General features: G+C 61.0%; 15 protein-coding genes. 7 read left to right on the plus strand and 8 right to left on the minus strand.

All coding sequences use genetic code 11. The features are described 5' to 3' along the window. Window positions 1–122 precede the first annotated feature (122 nt). Window positions 123–1,307 carry a MerR family transcriptional regulator gene (locus ACTG2O_RS09295; protein ID WP_439975638.1) on the plus strand — a complete coding sequence of 395 codons (1,185 nt, stop codon included), beginning with the start codon at window positions 123–125 and terminating at the stop codon, window positions 1,305–1,307. A 68-nt stretch (window positions 1,308–1,375) separates the two neighbouring features. Here ACTG2O_RS09295 and lnt read toward each other — a convergent pair whose 3' ends face one another. From lnt to miaB, 5 genes are all read right to left on the minus strand, one after another. After that, complete coding sequence (lnt, locus tag ACTG2O_RS09300) at window positions 1,376–2,920, minus strand: apolipoprotein N-acyltransferase (protein WP_323910949.1); 1,545 nt, start codon at window positions 2,918–2,920, stop codon at window positions 1,376–1,378. A 148-nt stretch (window positions 2,921–3,068) separates the two neighbouring features. After that, complete coding sequence (gene corC / locus ACTG2O_RS09305; RefSeq protein WP_005354092.1) at window positions 3,069–3,953, minus strand: CNNM family magnesium/cobalt transport protein CorC; 885 nt, start codon at window positions 3,951–3,953, stop codon at window positions 3,069–3,071. Window positions 3,954–4,048: 95 nt separating this feature from the next. Next, window positions 4,049–4,513 (minus strand): rRNA maturation RNase YbeY, encoded by a 465-nt coding sequence (gene ybeY, locus ACTG2O_RS09310; RefSeq protein ID WP_439975639.1) that lies wholly within the window; start codon window positions 4,511–4,513, stop codon window positions 4,049–4,051. Then, window positions 4,510–5,559 carry a PhoH family protein gene (locus tag ACTG2O_RS09315; protein WP_439975640.1) on the minus strand — a complete coding sequence of 350 codons (1,050 nt, stop codon included), beginning with the start codon at window positions 5,557–5,559 and terminating at the stop codon, window positions 4,510–4,512. Before ACTG2O_RS09315 ends, ybeY begins: the two co-directional genes overlap by 4 nt. Window positions 5,560–5,613: 54 nt before the next feature. Beyond that, window positions 5,614–7,047 carry a tRNA (N6-isopentenyl adenosine(37)-C2)-methylthiotransferase MiaB gene (gene miaB / locus ACTG2O_RS09320; protein ID WP_005335132.1) on the minus strand — a complete coding sequence of 478 codons (1,434 nt, stop codon included), beginning with the start codon at window positions 7,045–7,047 and terminating at the stop codon, window positions 5,614–5,616. 265 nt (window positions 7,048–7,312) lie between these two features. Here miaB and ACTG2O_RS09325 point away from each other — a divergent pair, with 265 nt between their 5' ends. The 4 genes from ACTG2O_RS09325 to ACTG2O_RS09340 all read left to right on the plus strand — a co-directional run bounded on the left by ACTG2O_RS09325 (window position 7,313) and on the right by ACTG2O_RS09340 (window position 11,019). After that, on the plus strand, window positions 7,313–8,476 hold the full coding sequence (locus ACTG2O_RS09325; RefSeq protein ID WP_439975641.1) for an FAD-dependent oxidoreductase: 1,164 nt from the start codon (window positions 7,313–7,315) through the stop codon (window positions 8,474–8,476). A gap of 49 nt (window positions 8,477–8,525) precedes the next feature. Beyond that, complete coding sequence (locus ACTG2O_RS09330) at window positions 8,526–9,092, plus strand: cysteine hydrolase family protein (RefSeq protein ID WP_101529542.1); 567 nt, start codon at window positions 8,526–8,528, stop codon at window positions 9,090–9,092. 132 nt (window positions 9,093–9,224) lie between these two features. Then, entirely contained in the window at window positions 9,225–9,881 is a 657-nt protein-coding gene (locus ACTG2O_RS09335) for an excalibur calcium-binding domain-containing protein (protein ID WP_335818596.1), read from the plus strand. 199 nt (window positions 9,882–10,080) lie between these two features. Next, window positions 10,081–11,019, plus strand: a complete 939-nt coding sequence (locus tag ACTG2O_RS09340) for a diguanylate cyclase (protein WP_439975642.1) — start codon at window positions 10,081–10,083, stop codon at window positions 11,017–11,019. 92 nt (window positions 11,020–11,111) lie between these two features. On the opposite strand, the gene ACTG2O_RS09345 is transcribed toward ACTG2O_RS09340, so the two are convergent. Beyond that, the gene (locus tag ACTG2O_RS09345) at window positions 11,112–12,020 is read right to left on the minus strand and encodes a LysR family transcriptional regulator (protein WP_236284781.1); all 909 of its coding nucleotides are present in this window, start codon (window positions 12,018–12,020) and stop codon (window positions 11,112–11,114) included. A 116-nt stretch (window positions 12,021–12,136) separates the two neighbouring features. Between ACTG2O_RS09345 and ACTG2O_RS09350 the strand changes: the two genes are divergently transcribed. Both ACTG2O_RS09350 and ACTG2O_RS09355 read left to right on the plus strand, forming a co-directional pair. Beyond that, a complete protein-coding gene (locus tag ACTG2O_RS09350) occupies window positions 12,137–12,382 on the plus strand; it encodes a hypothetical protein (RefSeq protein WP_439975643.1) in 246 nt (81 codons plus the stop codon). Between the two features lie 8 nt (window positions 12,383–12,390). After that, entirely contained in the window at window positions 12,391–13,059 is a 669-nt protein-coding gene (locus ACTG2O_RS09355; protein ID WP_236284777.1) for an HAD-IA family hydrolase, read from the plus strand. Window positions 13,060–13,268: 209 nt separating this feature from the next. On the opposite strand, the gene dcuC is transcribed toward ACTG2O_RS09355, so the two are convergent. Further along, window positions 13,269–14,630 carry a C4-dicarboxylate transporter DcuC gene (gene dcuC / locus ACTG2O_RS09360; RefSeq protein ID WP_439975644.1) on the minus strand — a complete coding sequence of 454 codons (1,362 nt, stop codon included), beginning with the start codon at window positions 14,628–14,630 and terminating at the stop codon, window positions 13,269–13,271. A gap of 54 nt (window positions 14,631–14,684) precedes the next feature. Continuing rightward, window positions 14,685–15,602 (minus strand): ribonucleoside hydrolase RihC, encoded by a 918-nt coding sequence (gene rihC / locus ACTG2O_RS09365; protein WP_439975645.1) that lies wholly within the window; start codon window positions 15,600–15,602, stop codon window positions 14,685–14,687. Window positions 15,603–15,617: the final 15 nt, after the last annotated feature.

Below are 15,617 nucleotides of genomic sequence, written 5' to 3' on the forward strand. Positions count from 1 at the left end.
CACCCTCGGGTGGCCGTTTTTGTTGGCGGATTTCTGGAAAAGGGCGTTGACCTGTCTATAGCTTCACAGTTTAAGCTCGTCTCTATCGGGTCACCTGAGGGCCCGCACCGTGAGTGATTGCCATGAAAATATCCGAACTGGCCCGCCGCTGCGGTCTCGCCCGCTCCACCCTGCTCTATTACGAGAAGCTGGGGGTGATTGTCGGCACCCGGGCCGCCAACGGTTATCGCCACTATGACGAGGGGGATCTGCAGCGACTGCAGATGGTGCAGGCCCTGCAGGCAGGTGGTCTCAGCCTCAAGCAGTGCCTCGCCTGTCTGGCTGGCGAGATAGATCAGGCGGCATTGCAGGCCCGGGTCAGGGAGCTCGATGAGGAGCTGGCGCGGATGCAGCTCGCCCGGGATCTGTTGGCGGATCTGGCAGGGCTGCGCCCGCGCTCCGGTGAGGAATTCAAGGCCTGGCAGCTGCAACTGCAGCGCGAGGCACCGGAGGCCTACTTCGCGTGGGTGATGAAACAGGGTTTTAGCGAGAAAGATCGCTACCACTTGCAATGGTTGAGCAAAGACATGAATGAACATGAGCGTTACATCAAGGACTTTATCCAGCTGCTGGATGGCATGAGTTACTGGGGGCCGGGGGATCGCGCCTTCACCCAGCAGCAGTTTGCCGCCTTGCCCATCCGGCCGCGCCGGATCCTCGACATGGGCTGCGGGCGCGGTGCCTCGACCATGGCGCTGGCTCAGGTGACTGATGCCGCCATTGTGGCCATCGATCTGGAAGAGGAGGCGCTGGCCGCCGTGGCGCACTCCGCCCGTGCTGCGGGCTTTGAGCATGTCTCCACCCTCTGCGCCAACATGGCGGCACTGCCGGACGATCTGGCCCCGGCCGACCTCATCTGGGCAGAGGGGAGCGCTTACGTGATGGGGGTTGCCAATGCACTGAAGGCGTGGCGTCCGCTGCTTGCGAGCCCACAGGCTTGCATCGTGCTCAGTGATGCGGTCTGGCTGACCGATAACCCGCCCGAGGAGGCATTGGCATTCTGGCAGCAGGATTATCCCGCCATGCAGACGCTGGCGGGCCTGCTTGAGACGGTACAAGCGGCAGGCTACCGCTGCCTGTCACACACTCCCTTGCCGATGAGCGCCTGGAACAACTATCTGGACCCTATCGAGGTCAATCTGGTGCGCTATCGAGACGAGCTGGGGGAGAGTGCTGCCTGGCAGGACTTGAGCCGGGAAGTGGCCATCCACCGCCAATATCTTGGCAGTTACGGCTATGTGATCTGCTGCCTGCAAAAAGATGCGTGATTAGCTGTCGTAAAAAAAACGAGGCGCCTGTGGGCGCCTCGTTTTTTATCGGGGATTGCGGATTGGCGTTACAGCTCGCGGGCCCAGGGGTGAGCCTTGGGGCGCAGCGCCAGCGCCAGACCCAGCAGCAGCACGGTCAGACCGTAGAGGGGCCAGCTGCCAAAGCGCATGTAGGGGGTCTCGCCGTGGGCGGGACGCACCTCGCTGCGCAGCACACCCGCTTCAAACTGCGGGATCTGGCCGATGATGCTGCCATCGATCTCGGTAACGATAGTGATACCGGTGTTGGTGTCCCGCAGCAGCGGACGAGCCAGCTCCAGCGCGCGCATCCGGGCGATCTCCATATGCTGCCAGGGGCCGATGCTGGTGCCGAACCAGGCGTCGTTGGAGACGGTCAGCAGGAAGTCGGTATCGGCATTGACGTTGCGGCGCACCTCCTCCGGGAAGATGATCTCGTAGCAGATGGCGGCGGCAAACTTGAGCCCTTTGGCGATCAGGTTTGGCTGCACTTCGTCACCCCGGCTGAAGGAGGACATCGGCAAGTTGAAGAAGGGGGCGATGGGGCGCAGCAGATCTTCAAAGGGCACGAACTCGCCGATGGGCAGCAGGTGGTACTTGTTGTAGCGGTTGGAGTGGTTGTAGAAGTAGGACTCCTTGCCATCCGCATCCTGCACCCCCATGCCGAGCACGGTATTGTAGAAACGCTGTTGCTGCTCGTCGTAGTGGATGATCCCCGCCAGCAGGCCGGTATCGTTCACCTTCATCGCCTTGTCCAGATTCTCCAGATAGGGGCCCATCGCCTTCTCGATGGCCGGGATCGCCGACTCCGGCCAGATGATGATGTCGGCATCCTGATTCTCGCGGCTCAAGTCCTGATAGGTGCGGACCGTGGGGGCCAGCGCCTCCGGATCCCACTTGAGGGACTGGGCGATATTGCCCTGCACCAGTGCCACCTTGACCGGCTCGCCACGGGTCACCCAGTTGAGCTGCATCAGTCCGTGGGCACCGGCAACCAGCAGGGCAGGCACCGCCAGCCAGAGCGGGGAGCGGGATTTCCACACCAGCCAGATAGCGGAGGCGGACAGCAACAGAGCAAGGGTGATGCCCTGTACCCCGAGAATGGGGGCAAAGCCCTTGAGGGGGCCGTCGATCTGGCTGTAGCCAAACCAGAGCCAGGGGAAGCCGGTCATCACCCAGCCGCGCAGCCAGTCAGCCACCAACCACAGTGCCGGGAAGGCGAGCAGCCAGCGGCTCCAGTGACGGCCGCCAAAGAAGCGGGCAAAGATCCAGCATGCGAGCGTCGGGTAGAGGGCCAGATAGGCGGAGAGCCCGGCCAGCAGCACGAAGGCGACCGGCAGCGGGATGCCGCCAAACTCGGTCATGCTGACATGGATCCACCACAGCCCCGGTAAAAAGAGTCCCATGGCGTAGCCAAAACCGCGCCAGGCCGCCTGTTTCGGCGTTGCTTTGTCCAGCAGGGCGTAGAGGCCAAGCAGGGAAGGGATCACCAGCGGCCAGTAGCCGAAGGGGGAGAAGGCCAGCACTGCGATGGCACCAGAGGCCAATGCACTGAGGCTTAACAGAATTTTGGAAGTAACAGGGGATAATCTCACGGGCGATGGTGCTCGTCTTGGTGTGCAACTGGGGTCGAATGGCCGGTATCTTAACCTGTAAGCGGGGCAACGGCGAGCCTCGATGCCGGTGGCAGAGAGCACAACGCCCCGAGGTCGGGGCGTTGTTTCACACATCGAGCGGATCTGCCTATTGCGGCTCGGATTGCGCCGCCGCGTGGTGCTCGGGGATCTTTACCTGCAGCTGCTGCAGACGACGCCGGTCGGCATGCATCACCTTGAACAGGTAGCCGTCCAGCTCGATCTCCTCGCCCTTCTTTGGCAGGTGGCTGAATGCGTGCATCACCAGACCGCCTACCGTATCCACCTCTTCATCGCTGAATTTGGTGCCGAAGAAGTCGTTGAAATCCTCGATCTCGGTCAGGGCGCTGATGGAGAAGACCCGCTTGCTGAGGCGGCGGATTTCGTCCGGCTCATCCTCGATGTCGTCAAACTCGTCGTCGATCTCGCCAACGATCAGTTCCAGTATGTCTTCGATGGTCACCAGACCGGAGACGCCACCAAATTCGTCGACCACGATGGCCATGTGGTAGCGCTCTTCACGGAACTCCTTGAGCAGACGGTCAACCCGTTTGCTTTCCGGTACGATCACCGTGGGGCGCAAGATTTTCTCGAGCTGCAGCGGCTCGCTGGCGTGATGGCCGCCAAACCCGAAGGGGAGCAGGTCCTTGGCGAGCAGAATGCCCTCCACATGATCCTTGTCCTCGTTGATCACCGGGAAGCGGGAGTGGCCGGACTCGATGATCACCGGCAGGATTGCATCCACCGGTTGGGACTTCTCGATGGTCACCATCTGGGAGCGGGGGATCATGATATCGCGCACGCGAAGATCGGCGATCTCCAGCACCCCCTCGATCATGTCCTTGGTGTCCTGATCGATGAGGTCGCGCTCTTCGGCATCGGCTATTACGTCTACCAAATCATTGCGGTCTTTTGGCTCGCCCTGGAAGAGTTGGCTGAGTTTGTCGAGCCAGGTTTTCTTCGGCGAGCCGGTACTAGGGTGATCGTCGGTCATTTTCTCTCTTGGTTACTCGTATGAACACACTTGAAATAGTTCGGGTTATATAAGGATGGTCATCTGCTGTTTCAAGACGATGACCGTCCGGCGTTTTACTCTTCGTCGTTCAGATAAGGATCGGCAAAACCGAGCTCCTGCATGATGTCGCGCTCAAGCGCTTCCATCTCTTCGGCTTCCTCATCCTCGATATGGTCATAACCTAGCAGATGCAGACTGCCGTGCACAACCATGTGGGCCCAGTGTGCTATGAGGGGCTTGCCCTGCTCCTTGGCCTCGCGCTCTACCACCTGACGGCAGATCACCAGATCGCCGAGCAGCGGCAGCTCCAGACCGGGTGGCGCCTCGAACGGGAAGGAGAGCACGTTGGTGGGCTTGTCCTTGCCGCGATAGGTGAGGTTGAGCTCGTTGCTCTCCGCCTCGTCGACGATACGCACCGTCACTTCTGCCTCCTGCTGGAAGCCGAGAATGGTGCCGTCGAGCCAGCCTTGCAGCTGGGCTTCGGTGGGCAGGCCGTCAGTGCTGGCACTGGCCAGCTGCAGATCCAGGGTTACGCTCATTGCTCGCTCTCTTTGCTGGAGTTTGTTTGGCCGGCCACCTTCTCGGTTGCCTGTTTGGCGTCGAACGCCTCATAGGCCTGCACGATACGGGCCACCACCGGGTGGCGCACCACGTCTTTGGACTCGAAGAAGTTGAACGACAGACCATCGACCCCTTGCAGCACTTCCAGAGCATGGCGCAGGCCGGATTTGGCGTTGCGCGGCAGGTCTACCTGGGTGATGTCGCCGGTGACCACCGCCTTGGAGTTGAAGCCGATGCGGGTCAGGAACATCTTCATCTGCTCGGTGGTGGTGTTCTGGGCCTCATCGAGAATGATAAAAGCGTCATTGAGGGTTCTTCCGCGCATATAGGCGAGCGGCGCCACCTCGATGATGTTGCGCTCCATCAGCTTCTCGACCCGCTCAAAGCCCAGCATCTCGAACAGTGCGTCGTAGAGCGGGCGCAGGTAAGGATCCACCTTCTGGGAGAGATCGCCGGGCAGGAAGCCCAGTTTCTCGCCCGCCTCCACCGCCGGACGGGTCAGCAGAATGCGGCGGATCTCCTGACGCTCCAGCGCATCCACCGCCGCCGCCACCGCCAGATAGGTCTTGCCGGTACCGGCCGGGCCGATGCCGAAGCAGATATCGTGGCGCACGATATTGGCGATGTACTGTGCCTGATTGGGGCTGCGTGGCTTGATGAGACCGCGCTTGGTCTTGACCGTCACCTCCTTGCCATAGGGGATGCTCGGCGCCGGCTCGTCATCCTGCTCCAGCACTCGCGACTCCTGAATGGCCAGATGGACCATGTCGGGAGTGATATCGGTCACCTTGCCACCCTTGAGGGGCTGGGTTTCCACATAAAGGTGCTTGAGGATGACGGCGGCGGCATCCAGCTGGGCCGGTTTGCCCACCAGCTGGAAGTGGCTGTCACGGTAGCTGATCTCGACGCCGAGGCGGCGCTCCAGCTGCTTGATGTTGTCATCGAAGGGGCCGCACAGGCTGGCAAGGCGCTGGTTGTCGGCGGGCTCCAGATGCAGATTCAGGGTCGAGATGTGTCGGCTCAAAATATCCTCGTCTCAAGGCGCTCCCCATCCGCCGGGCGAATGGGGAGGAGGGGATTAATGGGGAGTGAAGGCGGCAACGCCCAGCTCGTCCGGTACGTTATCCGGGCGACGGGCCAGGATTTCGCTCGGTGCGGTGGCGATCCGCAGGTTCATCTCGCTCTCGCCGCGGATGAACTTGCCGCGCAGGGAGTTGGGACGTACCTCGGTGATCTCCACGTCGGCAAAACCGCCGATCAGGGTGTGCTGGCCTTCGAAGTTGACCACCCGGTTGTTCTCGGTGCGACCACACAGCTGCATCGGGTCGAGCTTGGAGGGCCCTTCCACCAGGATGCGCTGGGTGGTGCCCAGCATGGCGCGGCCAATCTGCATCGCCTGGTTGTTGATGACGTGCTGCAGGCGGGCCAGACGGGCTTTCTTCACTTCCATGTCGACATCGTCGGGCATGTCGGCGGCCGGGGTGCCCGGGCGCGGGCTGAAGATGAAGCTGAAGCTCATGTCGAAACCCACATCCTCGATCAGCTTCATGGTCGCTTCAAAGTCCTCGTCCGTCTCGTTCGGGAAGCCAACGATGAAGTCGGAGCTGATGGTGATGTCGGGACGGGCGGCACGCAGGCGACGGATCTTGGATTTGTACTCCAGGATGGTGTGCGGGCGTTTCATCATGGTCAGAATACGGTCGGAGCCGCTCTGCACCGGCAGGTGCAGGAAGCTGACCACTTCCGGGGTGTCTTTGTAGACTTCGATGATGTCGTCGGTGAACTCGATCGGGTGGCTGGTGGTGTAGCGAATGCGATCGATACCGTCGATGGCGGCCACCAGACGCAGCAGCTCGGCGAAGGTGCAGATGCCGCCATCAAAGGTCGGGCCGCGGTAGGCATTGACGTTCTGGCCGAGCAGGTTCACTTCGCGCACGCCCTGCTGGGCGAGCTGGGCGATTTCGTAGAGCACGTCGTCCAGCGGTCGGCTCACCTCTTCACCGCGGGTGTAGGGCACCACGCAGTAAGTACAGTATTTGGAGCAGCCTTCCATGATGGAGACGAACGCGGTAGCCCCTTCGGCGCGCGGTTCGGGCAGGCTGTCGAATTTTTCGATCTCGGGGAAGGCGATATCAACCTGGGCACCACGGCCCTCTTGCACTTCCTTGATCATGGCGGGCAGGCGATGCAGGGTCTGCGGGCCGAACACGATATCCACATAGGGAGCGCGCTGGCGGATGGCATCGCCCTCCTGAGAGGCAACGCAGCCACCCACGCCGATCACCAGACCGGGCTTGTTGGCCTTGAGCTTTTTCCAGCGTCCCAGCTGGTGGAACACCTTCTCCTGCGCCTTTTCGCGGATGGAGCAGGTATTGAGCAGCAAGACATCTGCCTCTTCGGGCTCTTCGGTAAGGGTGTAGCCATTGCTGGCATCCAACAGGTCGGCCATTTTGGACGAGTCATACTCGTTCATCTGGCAACCCCAGGTTTTAATGTGAAGTTTCTTGCTCATTGCTTCTCTTGACTTGTTTTGAAATCGGCATGGTCAAAGGACCGCGCATTTTACTCCGCAATCTGGATACTGCCTAGCTAATATCCAGCTGGCAATGATGCTCACCCGATACCTGTTGCCAGCAAGCTCAATAAGCTTTCTCCTTGATTTGACGCAGCAATTCCCCGTTTGTCTCACTGTTTATCAGTCGCCCTTGCGCTATCATGCTGCCATCCGGTTCACGTCCGGGCGCTGTCGCCGGACGCACCCTTTCAGGAATAAATGTATGGAACAGTGTGATATCGCCATCGTCGGCGCCGGCATGGTGGGCGCCGCCACCGCCTGTCTGCTGGCGGCTCAGGGCCTCTCGGTGCGGGTCATCGAGACCCAACTGCCGGAGCATTACGCGCCAGAGCAGCCGCTGGATCTGCGGGTCTCCGCCATCAGTCAGGCTTCGGTGGCGCTGCTGGAGCAGGCCGGTGCCTGGCACCATCTGCAGCAGATGCGGCTCTGCCCCTATCGCCGGCTGGAGACCTGGGAGCTGGACGGCTTTGCCACCCGCTTCAATGCCGCCGATCTCGGCTTGCCCCAGCTCGGCTACATCATCGAAAACCGGTTGGTACAGCTCGCCCTGCTCAAGCGGATGGAGGATTTTCCCACCATCCAGACCCACACCCCGGCGGCGGTGACCAGCCTGCGCCAGAGTGCAGATGAAGCTGTGCTGACTCTGGACGACGGCATCGAGCTGGTGGCCCGCTGGGTGCTGGCTTGCGACGGCGCCGAATCCCACACCCGCAAGCTGGCGGGTATCGGCGTATCGCGCTTCGAGTACCGCCAGCACTGTATGCTGATCAATATCGACACCGACTTTGCGCAGGAAGATATCACTTGGCAGCAGTTCACCCCGAGCGGTCCGCGCGCCTTCCTGCCACTACCAGGTCAGCACGGCTCTCTGGTGTGGTATGACAGCCCGGCCCGGATCCGGGTACTCACTGCCATGAGCAACGAAGGGCTTGCCGCCGAAGTGCACCGCCACTTCCCGAGTCGGCTCGGCGGGTTCACCGTCACCGGCAAGGGGAGCTTTCCGCTGGTGCGCCGCCACGCCAACGACTATTACGCCGGTCGGGTGGTGCTGCTTGGCGATGCTGCCCACACCATCAACCCGCTGGCGGGGCAGGGGGTCAACCTTGGCTTCAAGGATGTGGCCTGCTGGACTGATCTGCTGCAAGGAGCTGGCGCCGACTGGTATCAACTGGCGTTGGCCGAGCGTTACGAGCGGCGCCGTCGTCCTGACAACCTGCTGATGCAGTCGGGGATGGATCTCTTCTACGGGGTGTTCAGCAACGAGATTGGCCCCCTCAAGCTGGCCCGCAATCTGGCCCTCAATCTGGCGGACAAGGCGGGCCCGCTCAAAGAGATGGCGCTGCGCTATGCACTGGGGCTGGTTTGACAGGTAGGAACCAGATAACACGGGCTGAATGCGCGAAGGAGCAAAGGTGATGAACAAGGCACTGCTGGTGATCGATTTTATCAACGATATTGCCCATCCCGATGGGCGCATTGCCGCCTCCGCAGCCCATGTGCTGGAGCAGGATGCCATCGCGCATGCCAATCAGGCGCTGGCCCATGCCCGCGCCCACGGCTGGCTGGTAGTGCTGATCAAGGTGGGCTTTGACGGCGGCTATCAGCTGCAACCCAAGGGGTCTCCCATGTTTGGTCGCGCTCACCAGTTGGGGGCGCTCTCTTTGGCTGACAGCGGCACCGACTTTCATCCTGATCTGGATGTGCAGCCCGGCGATCTGGTGCTGACCAAGCCCAGGGTCAGTCCCTTCTATGGCACGGCGCTGGAGCCTGCGCTGCGGGCCAATCACATCGACCACCTCTATCTGTGCGGGGTGAGCACCAGCTGGGCCATTCAGGCGGCAGCGCGGGATGGTCACGATCGCGACTACGCCATCACCATTCTGGAGGATGCCTGCGCCGCCGCAGATGCCACCGAGCATCACACCTCGCTGCGGATGCTGGGTCGCATCGCCGAGATCATCAAGGTGTCCCGGCTGGCTTGATCCTTAACGCAGGCTGCGCCCGATCACCGTGTTGAGATTGACTCAGCGGCTCCCTGTCGGGCCGCAGCGCTTTTGGGCAACATGATTGTCAGGCAAGATAGTGCTCACATGGATAACAACAAGGATGGACAGATGCGTTATCAGGGACGGATCGCGAGCTGGAACGAGGCGCGCGGCTTTGGATTTATTACGCCGGAGCAAAATGGCGCCGAGCAGGCAACCAATGGATCACGCAGTGCGGGGCTGTTTGTGCATGTTACGGCGCTGCAATCAGATGGCCGGGTGCCAGAGCCGGGGGAGCGTGTCACCTATCTGATCGGCAGTGGCCAGGATGGCAAGCCAAGGGCGTTACAGGTCTTTTTCCCCGATCGCCCGCTCACGTTGGCGGATGCCGTGCCGTCGGCCGCATCATCAGCGGCGTCATCGTTTCGGGCGGCAAGTCAGCCGCCACGACCCACTTCTACCAGAGAGCGGAGTAACCCCTATCGACGTCGCAAGAGCAGCTGGAGTGGCAAATTGATCCCTCTGCTGGTGCTCGTCGGCCTCTTTTCCATCTATTCCCGTTTCTCGACCGAGTCGATGGCGCCATTGCCGGTCTCCTCTTTCAATCAGGAGGAGGTCAGCACGCCACAGGCAACGACCTTTATTCGCCAGTGTGATGGTCGGCAGCATTGCTCCCAGATGACCTCCTGCGAGGAGGCAACCTGGTTTTTGCAACATTGCCCGAACACCAAAATGGACGGAGAGGGCGATGGCATCCCCTGCGAAAATCAGTGGTGTGGTCATTAAATGTGATTTATCAAATACATATGCTCATGATGTGCTCTTGTTATCCGGAACAGGGAAACTGGCCTGAATCCTTGCCGGATGGTGTTCGATGGTGAAATTTGGTCTCAGTTGGCTAAGTGGAAATTGGGTGCTTTACTCTATCTGCTGACTTTATTGTTAATAGATGGCGGTATGCCACTTTTGCCACAGGATGGCCATCATGGTGGATGATATACAGAGGCCGCGAAGTCACTTCTCCGAGCGGGCTCATTATCTGGCTGCGCTGCTGGATTCGCTGGAAGACCAGATATCGGTGATAGACCGGGATGGGGTGATTCATTACACCAATCTCGCCTGGGAGCTGTTTGGTGAACAAAACGGCATGCCCAAGGGATATAACTGGCTCGGAGTCAATTACATGGGGGCTTGTGACGATGAAGCCGAGCCCTCGGGATTGGCTGCCGTTGAGGGGATCCTCCGGGTTATCCGTCATCAGCAGGATAAGTTCTATCTGGAATACCCCTGCCACAGCCCCGACACCCAGCGCTGGTTTATGATGCGAGTAGCGCCGGTACCCGGGCTTGATGCCGAGTATTTTTCCATCGCCCATATCAATATCACCGAGCGCAAGCTGCTGGAGCTGGAAGTTGCCAGCCTCTCCCAACATGATCCCCTGACCGGACTGGCCAATCGGCGGCTGTTCAACAGCTTTTTGCATAACGAGTGGCGGCGCAGCATGCGTGAACATACCCCGCTCTCCCTCATCATGCTGGATCTGGATAACTTCAAGGCGTGCAATGACCATCTTGGTCATCAGATGGGGGATGGCTCCCTCCAGCTGGTGGGCCATCTTCTGCAATCCTTCTGCCAACGTCCGGCGGATCTGCCCTGCCGTTTTGGTGGTGACGAGTTTGCCCTGATCCTCGGCAATACCGATCGAGATGCGTCCCAGCGGATTGGAGAGGAGATCCGCCAGGCCATCAACGATCTCGACATCGTGGTGGCAAATAATATTCAGCTTAGCGCCAGCATTGGCATTGCCACCTACACGGCAGAGCAACCGCTGGAGGGGGAAGGGGCGTTGCTGGCCGCGGCCGATGCGGCACTTTATTGCGCCAAGGGGGCGGGTAAAAACCGTAGCCACTGCGCCAGCTGTTGAGCCGTATTGCCGCTTTTGTCCTGCATGCGCCCCCTTGATGGGGGCGCACTGTTTTGACGTGGCACGATGTTAGCTACCAGCGAGCGTTGGTTTCAGCGCTCGGGCGTCGCCGACACCGGTAGGGGATGGCTGGCGATCACCTGCCTGACGAAGTGATCCCGGATGGGGTCGGCAAAGTCCGGATTCCATACCATGCTGACTTCCCACTCGGAGCTGGGACCAGAGAGAGGATAGAGGGTGACATCGGGCCCTGCGATAAAGCTGACGCTGCGTGGCAGGATGGCGTTGCCGATGCCCGCCGCAACCAACGCCACCAGCGTCTGGATATCTTCGGCCTCCTGGACCATGCCGGTCAGCCGATTGGCGCCGAGAAAACCGGCGATCTGCTGGCTGAGCCCGGGGCAGCGGTGGCCCACCATCTGCAACAGGGGTTGACTGGTCAGTGCCTGCTGGACGTCGAATGCGGCCGGTTCTGGCTCGGTCATCCGTGTCGGCACCGCCAGCACCAGCCGGTCGATCAGCAGTCTGTGCTCCTGTAACTGCGGCACCTGAGGTCTGCGCATAAAGCCAACTTGTAACTGGCCGGAGAGCAGCTGCTCCTGCTGGATCGCGGAGGGCATATCCTGCAGATGGACCATCACGTCCGTGACCTGCTGCTTGAAGCGGGCCACCAGTGAGGGTGCAAGCGCAAAGCTCGACAGACCAAAGCCAATCTTGAGCCGACCGGCTACCCCGCTCGCCACCGCCAGTGCATGGCTTTCGAACTCCCGACCGTGCTCGACCAGCGCACTCGCCTGAGTGAGCAGCTGGGCACCGAGTGCTGTCAGCTCGGCACCGTGGCGGCCCCGTTTGAACAGGGTGCAGCCCAGCGTCTGCTCCAGCCCCTGGATCTGCTTGGTGAGGGCCGGCTGGGTGATAAAGAGGCGGCTGGCCGCTTCCCGGTAGTTAGCGGTGTCGGCCAGCGTCACAAACGCCTGCAGTTGCCTCAAGTCGAATCTCATTCCAATTGGTTATCCAAAGTGGCGATTTATTGATTATAAATTATCTAATCGCCTTGTTCTAATGGCTCTGCAAGGGGGGAATAGCCCTCCTCTGAACCGGAACAAGGAGCCATATCATGTCCACTCAACGTTATCTTTTTTTGGTCAAGGGCACGCTGGTGCTGGCCCAGCCATTGGCGGCCCCGGAGACGGGGGAGCTGCTCGTCAGCCTGCTGCAACAGGGTTTTGTGGTCGGCCCCTTGCAGGTGTGGGCAGGCAGTACCGAGCAGGCACTCGCCTGTTATGAGCGTGCCGCCCAGCAGCAGACCTTTGCCGATGCGCTCTCTGGCTCTCTGCCCGAGCTGGCCGGGGTGCCTGTATGAGTGGTGGCATGAACACGATCACCCTGTCGGTATCCGCCCTGCTGCTCGATATGGATGGCACCCTGGTCTGCTCTACCTGCGATGTGGAGAAGGTGTGGCGGTTCTGGTGCCAGCATCATCAGCTTGCCCCAGAGCCGGTGTTGGCTATGTGCCACGGTATGCGCTCACGTGAGGTGATCCGGGCGTTGGCCCCGCAGCTGGATGTGGAGCGGGAGGCGGCGCGGCTCGACGAGCTGGAGATGCTGCATACAGGCGGCGACGCCATCGCAGGAGCTGGCGAGTTGCTGCGCCACTTGCCGCCAGAGCTTTGGGCCATCGTGACCTCCGCCAGTGAGCAGGTTGCCCGCCATCGCCTGAATTGTGCCGGTTTGCCGCTGCCGGCTGTGCTCGTGGGGGCCGAAGCTGTGATCAATGGCAAGCCCGATCCCGAGCCCTATCTGCTGGGGGCTGAACGGCTTGGCGTCTCGCCCGATCGTTGCTTGGTGTTCGAGGATGCCCCGGCCGGTATCGAGAGCGCCCTGCGTGCAGGTTGCACCGTGGTGCAGGTAGGGGGCGATGCGCCGCTCAATCCGGCGGTGGTGGCGGTGATCCGCGACTGGTGCGAGGTGAAGGTGGAGTCGGGGGAAAGCGAGTCCCTGCTGGTGATGCTGTCGATGCAGGGCGCCAACAAAGAATGACGGCGCGAGAGCTCTGGGAGTTGAATTAGGGGGCTGAGCCTGATGGCTGGCGGTCAGTTACTCAGGCGTATGTGGCTCTTGGTCGCAAAAGTTATAGACGGTCCACACCGATTATCTTCCGGGCGCTTACCTGTAGTGGGTTCCCTTTCAACCGGGGATAAAAAACCGTCTACAGGCGACCGGATTGATCGCCTGCAGATGGAGCGGGTTTAGCTGAACAGCAGGTAGGAGAGGGTCATGCAGCAGATGATGCCCGAGATGATGGGCACTGAGGTGCGCTTGATGATCTCGATGGGGTTGCTGCCGGTGATCGAGGCGATGACGATGATCACCGCGGCGACCGGCGACATGGAGCGGATCAGGTTGGCGGTGAGCTGCATCGGCAGGGCCACCGCGACACTGTTGACGCCGACCTTCTCGGTGATCTCGGGAATGATGTTGATAAAGGAGTAGAAGACCGCCAGACCGCTGCCGCTGATAAAGCCGATCAGCGCTGCCGTGCCGGAGAAGAAGAACATCAGGATGGAGCCAACGCCGTCTATGTGCTTCACGCTTTCCACTAGGGTATCTATGATGCCGATGGCTTTCAGTCCCTCCACCAGCATGCTGGCCGCTACTATGAGCGAGACCACCTGAGCCAGACCTGTTCCCATGCCGGTGAAGAAGATGGCGAACTCCTTGCTGGTCTCCTTGATATTGCCTTTGCGCAAGAGTTCTACCCCTATGGTGAGCAGCAGGCAGACGAAGGTGATCTCAACCAGCCCGAGGGAGATATGGGTGAAACAGATGCCGAACAGCAGCACCAGCACCAGTGGTAGCACCGGGAAGAGGCCGTAGTAGGCGGGTGGCAAGCCGGTGGGCACGGCGAGCGACTCCTCTTTTTCCTCCAGTCCGCCGCGTGCCTGCTGGCGCTTGTCCATCGCCTTCTGCCAGAAATAGTGCACCACCGCCATCAACGCCAGCGTCGGCAGCGAGATGGGAGCGTGGTAGGAGACGATGTACTCCACCAGCGGGATCCCCAGTTTCTGGGCGGCCAGCACGTTATCGGCCCCCAGCGGGCTGGGCATGATGGTGGCGGTGGTGGCAATGACGGCCCCCGCGGTGAGGGAGGACATGTTCGACGCCTTGAGCACCGGATAGAGGGTCGCCATCAGCAACACCGCCAGACTGGCAGCGCTCGGCACCACCAGCGAGAGCAGGTTGCCCAGGAGGAAAATCACCGGCACCAGCAGGTAGGGGGAGCGGATGCGGCTCAAGGGGCGGGTCAGCAGCATGACGGTGACGTCGTTGGCGCCGATGTGGCTCATGTAGCTGGAGAAGCCGAACAGCACCATGATGGTGAGCCCGACATTGCCCATCTGGCTGATGAAGATCTGCTTGATCTGGACGAAGGGATCAAGCCAGCTGAGGCCGCTGTTCTGCGCCGCAGGCAGCAGGGGGTGACCCAGTCCGACGGCGGCAAACATCAGCAGCAGTCCAGCACCAAACAGCACTATCTTGGCATCGTAGTTTTTGGCGATGAGATAGCCGCAGATGACCAGGATCAGGGTGCTGACAAGTATTTCCAGCATGTTTCCAACACTCTCTTCTTGATGTAAATGGGCCAGCGAGCTGGCGGTTCGGGATCAGATGGCGCGGGCAAGGGTCTCCATGCACCAGGCCCTGAATCCGGGCACGTCGATATCGAGGCACACCTCGGCGTTGGGCGCTCGCTTGAGCCGGTTGTTGATATCCACCGAGGTGGTGCCGAGGGTGTGTTCACCCCAGGTCTCGATGGCCACATGGCAAGCCCGGATGATAAAGAGGTCGGGGCGTACCAGATAGGCGATGGCGCAGAGATCGTGCATCTTGAGCCCGGTCTGCATGCTGCCGCCGCGATAGTGGCCGAACAGGGCGTGGAGCATGGCGCCGGTGCGGTTGAGGGCGGGCAGCGCCGCAATCATCTCGCCGGTCAGGGTGGCCCGGCTGGTGACATCGAGCCCGCACATCACGATGGGCAGACCGCTGCTGAAGACGATGTGGGCCGCCTCGGGATCCACGTAGATATTGAACTCGGCATTGGGGGTGTGGTTGCCCCGACCGGCCGAGCCGCCCATCAGCACGATCCGCGCGATCTTCTCCCGACACTCGGGATGCAGGGTGAGCAGCAGGGCGATATTGGTCAGCGGCCCGATGGGCACCAGCGTCATGGGTTGTTCGCTGGCGAGCAGGGTGGCCTTCATGGCTTCGACGGCATGCATCGGCATCGGCTGTTGGCCGGGCTCGGCAAACTCGTAACCATCGAGACCGGAGTGGCCGTGGATATGACTGGCATTGTCGAGGGGGCGCACGAGTGGCTGGCTGGCCCCCTGTGCCACCGGCACCTCTTTGCCGAAAAAGTGCAGCAGGCGCAGGGCGTTGCGGGTGGTCTTGCTGACATCGACATTGCCGGCGACCGTAGTGATGAGCGCCAGCTCGATCCCGGGGTGAAACAGGGCGGCGGCGATGGCAACGGCATCGTCGATGCCGGGGTCGGTATCCAGAATAATGGCGACAGGGTTCACGCTGTTCTCCTCGGT

Origin of the sequence: Aeromonas sp. 61P (assembly GCF_051919545.1) — a bacterium.
Classification (GTDB): Bacteria; Pseudomonadota; Gammaproteobacteria; order Enterobacterales; family Aeromonadaceae; genus Aeromonas; species Aeromonas veronii.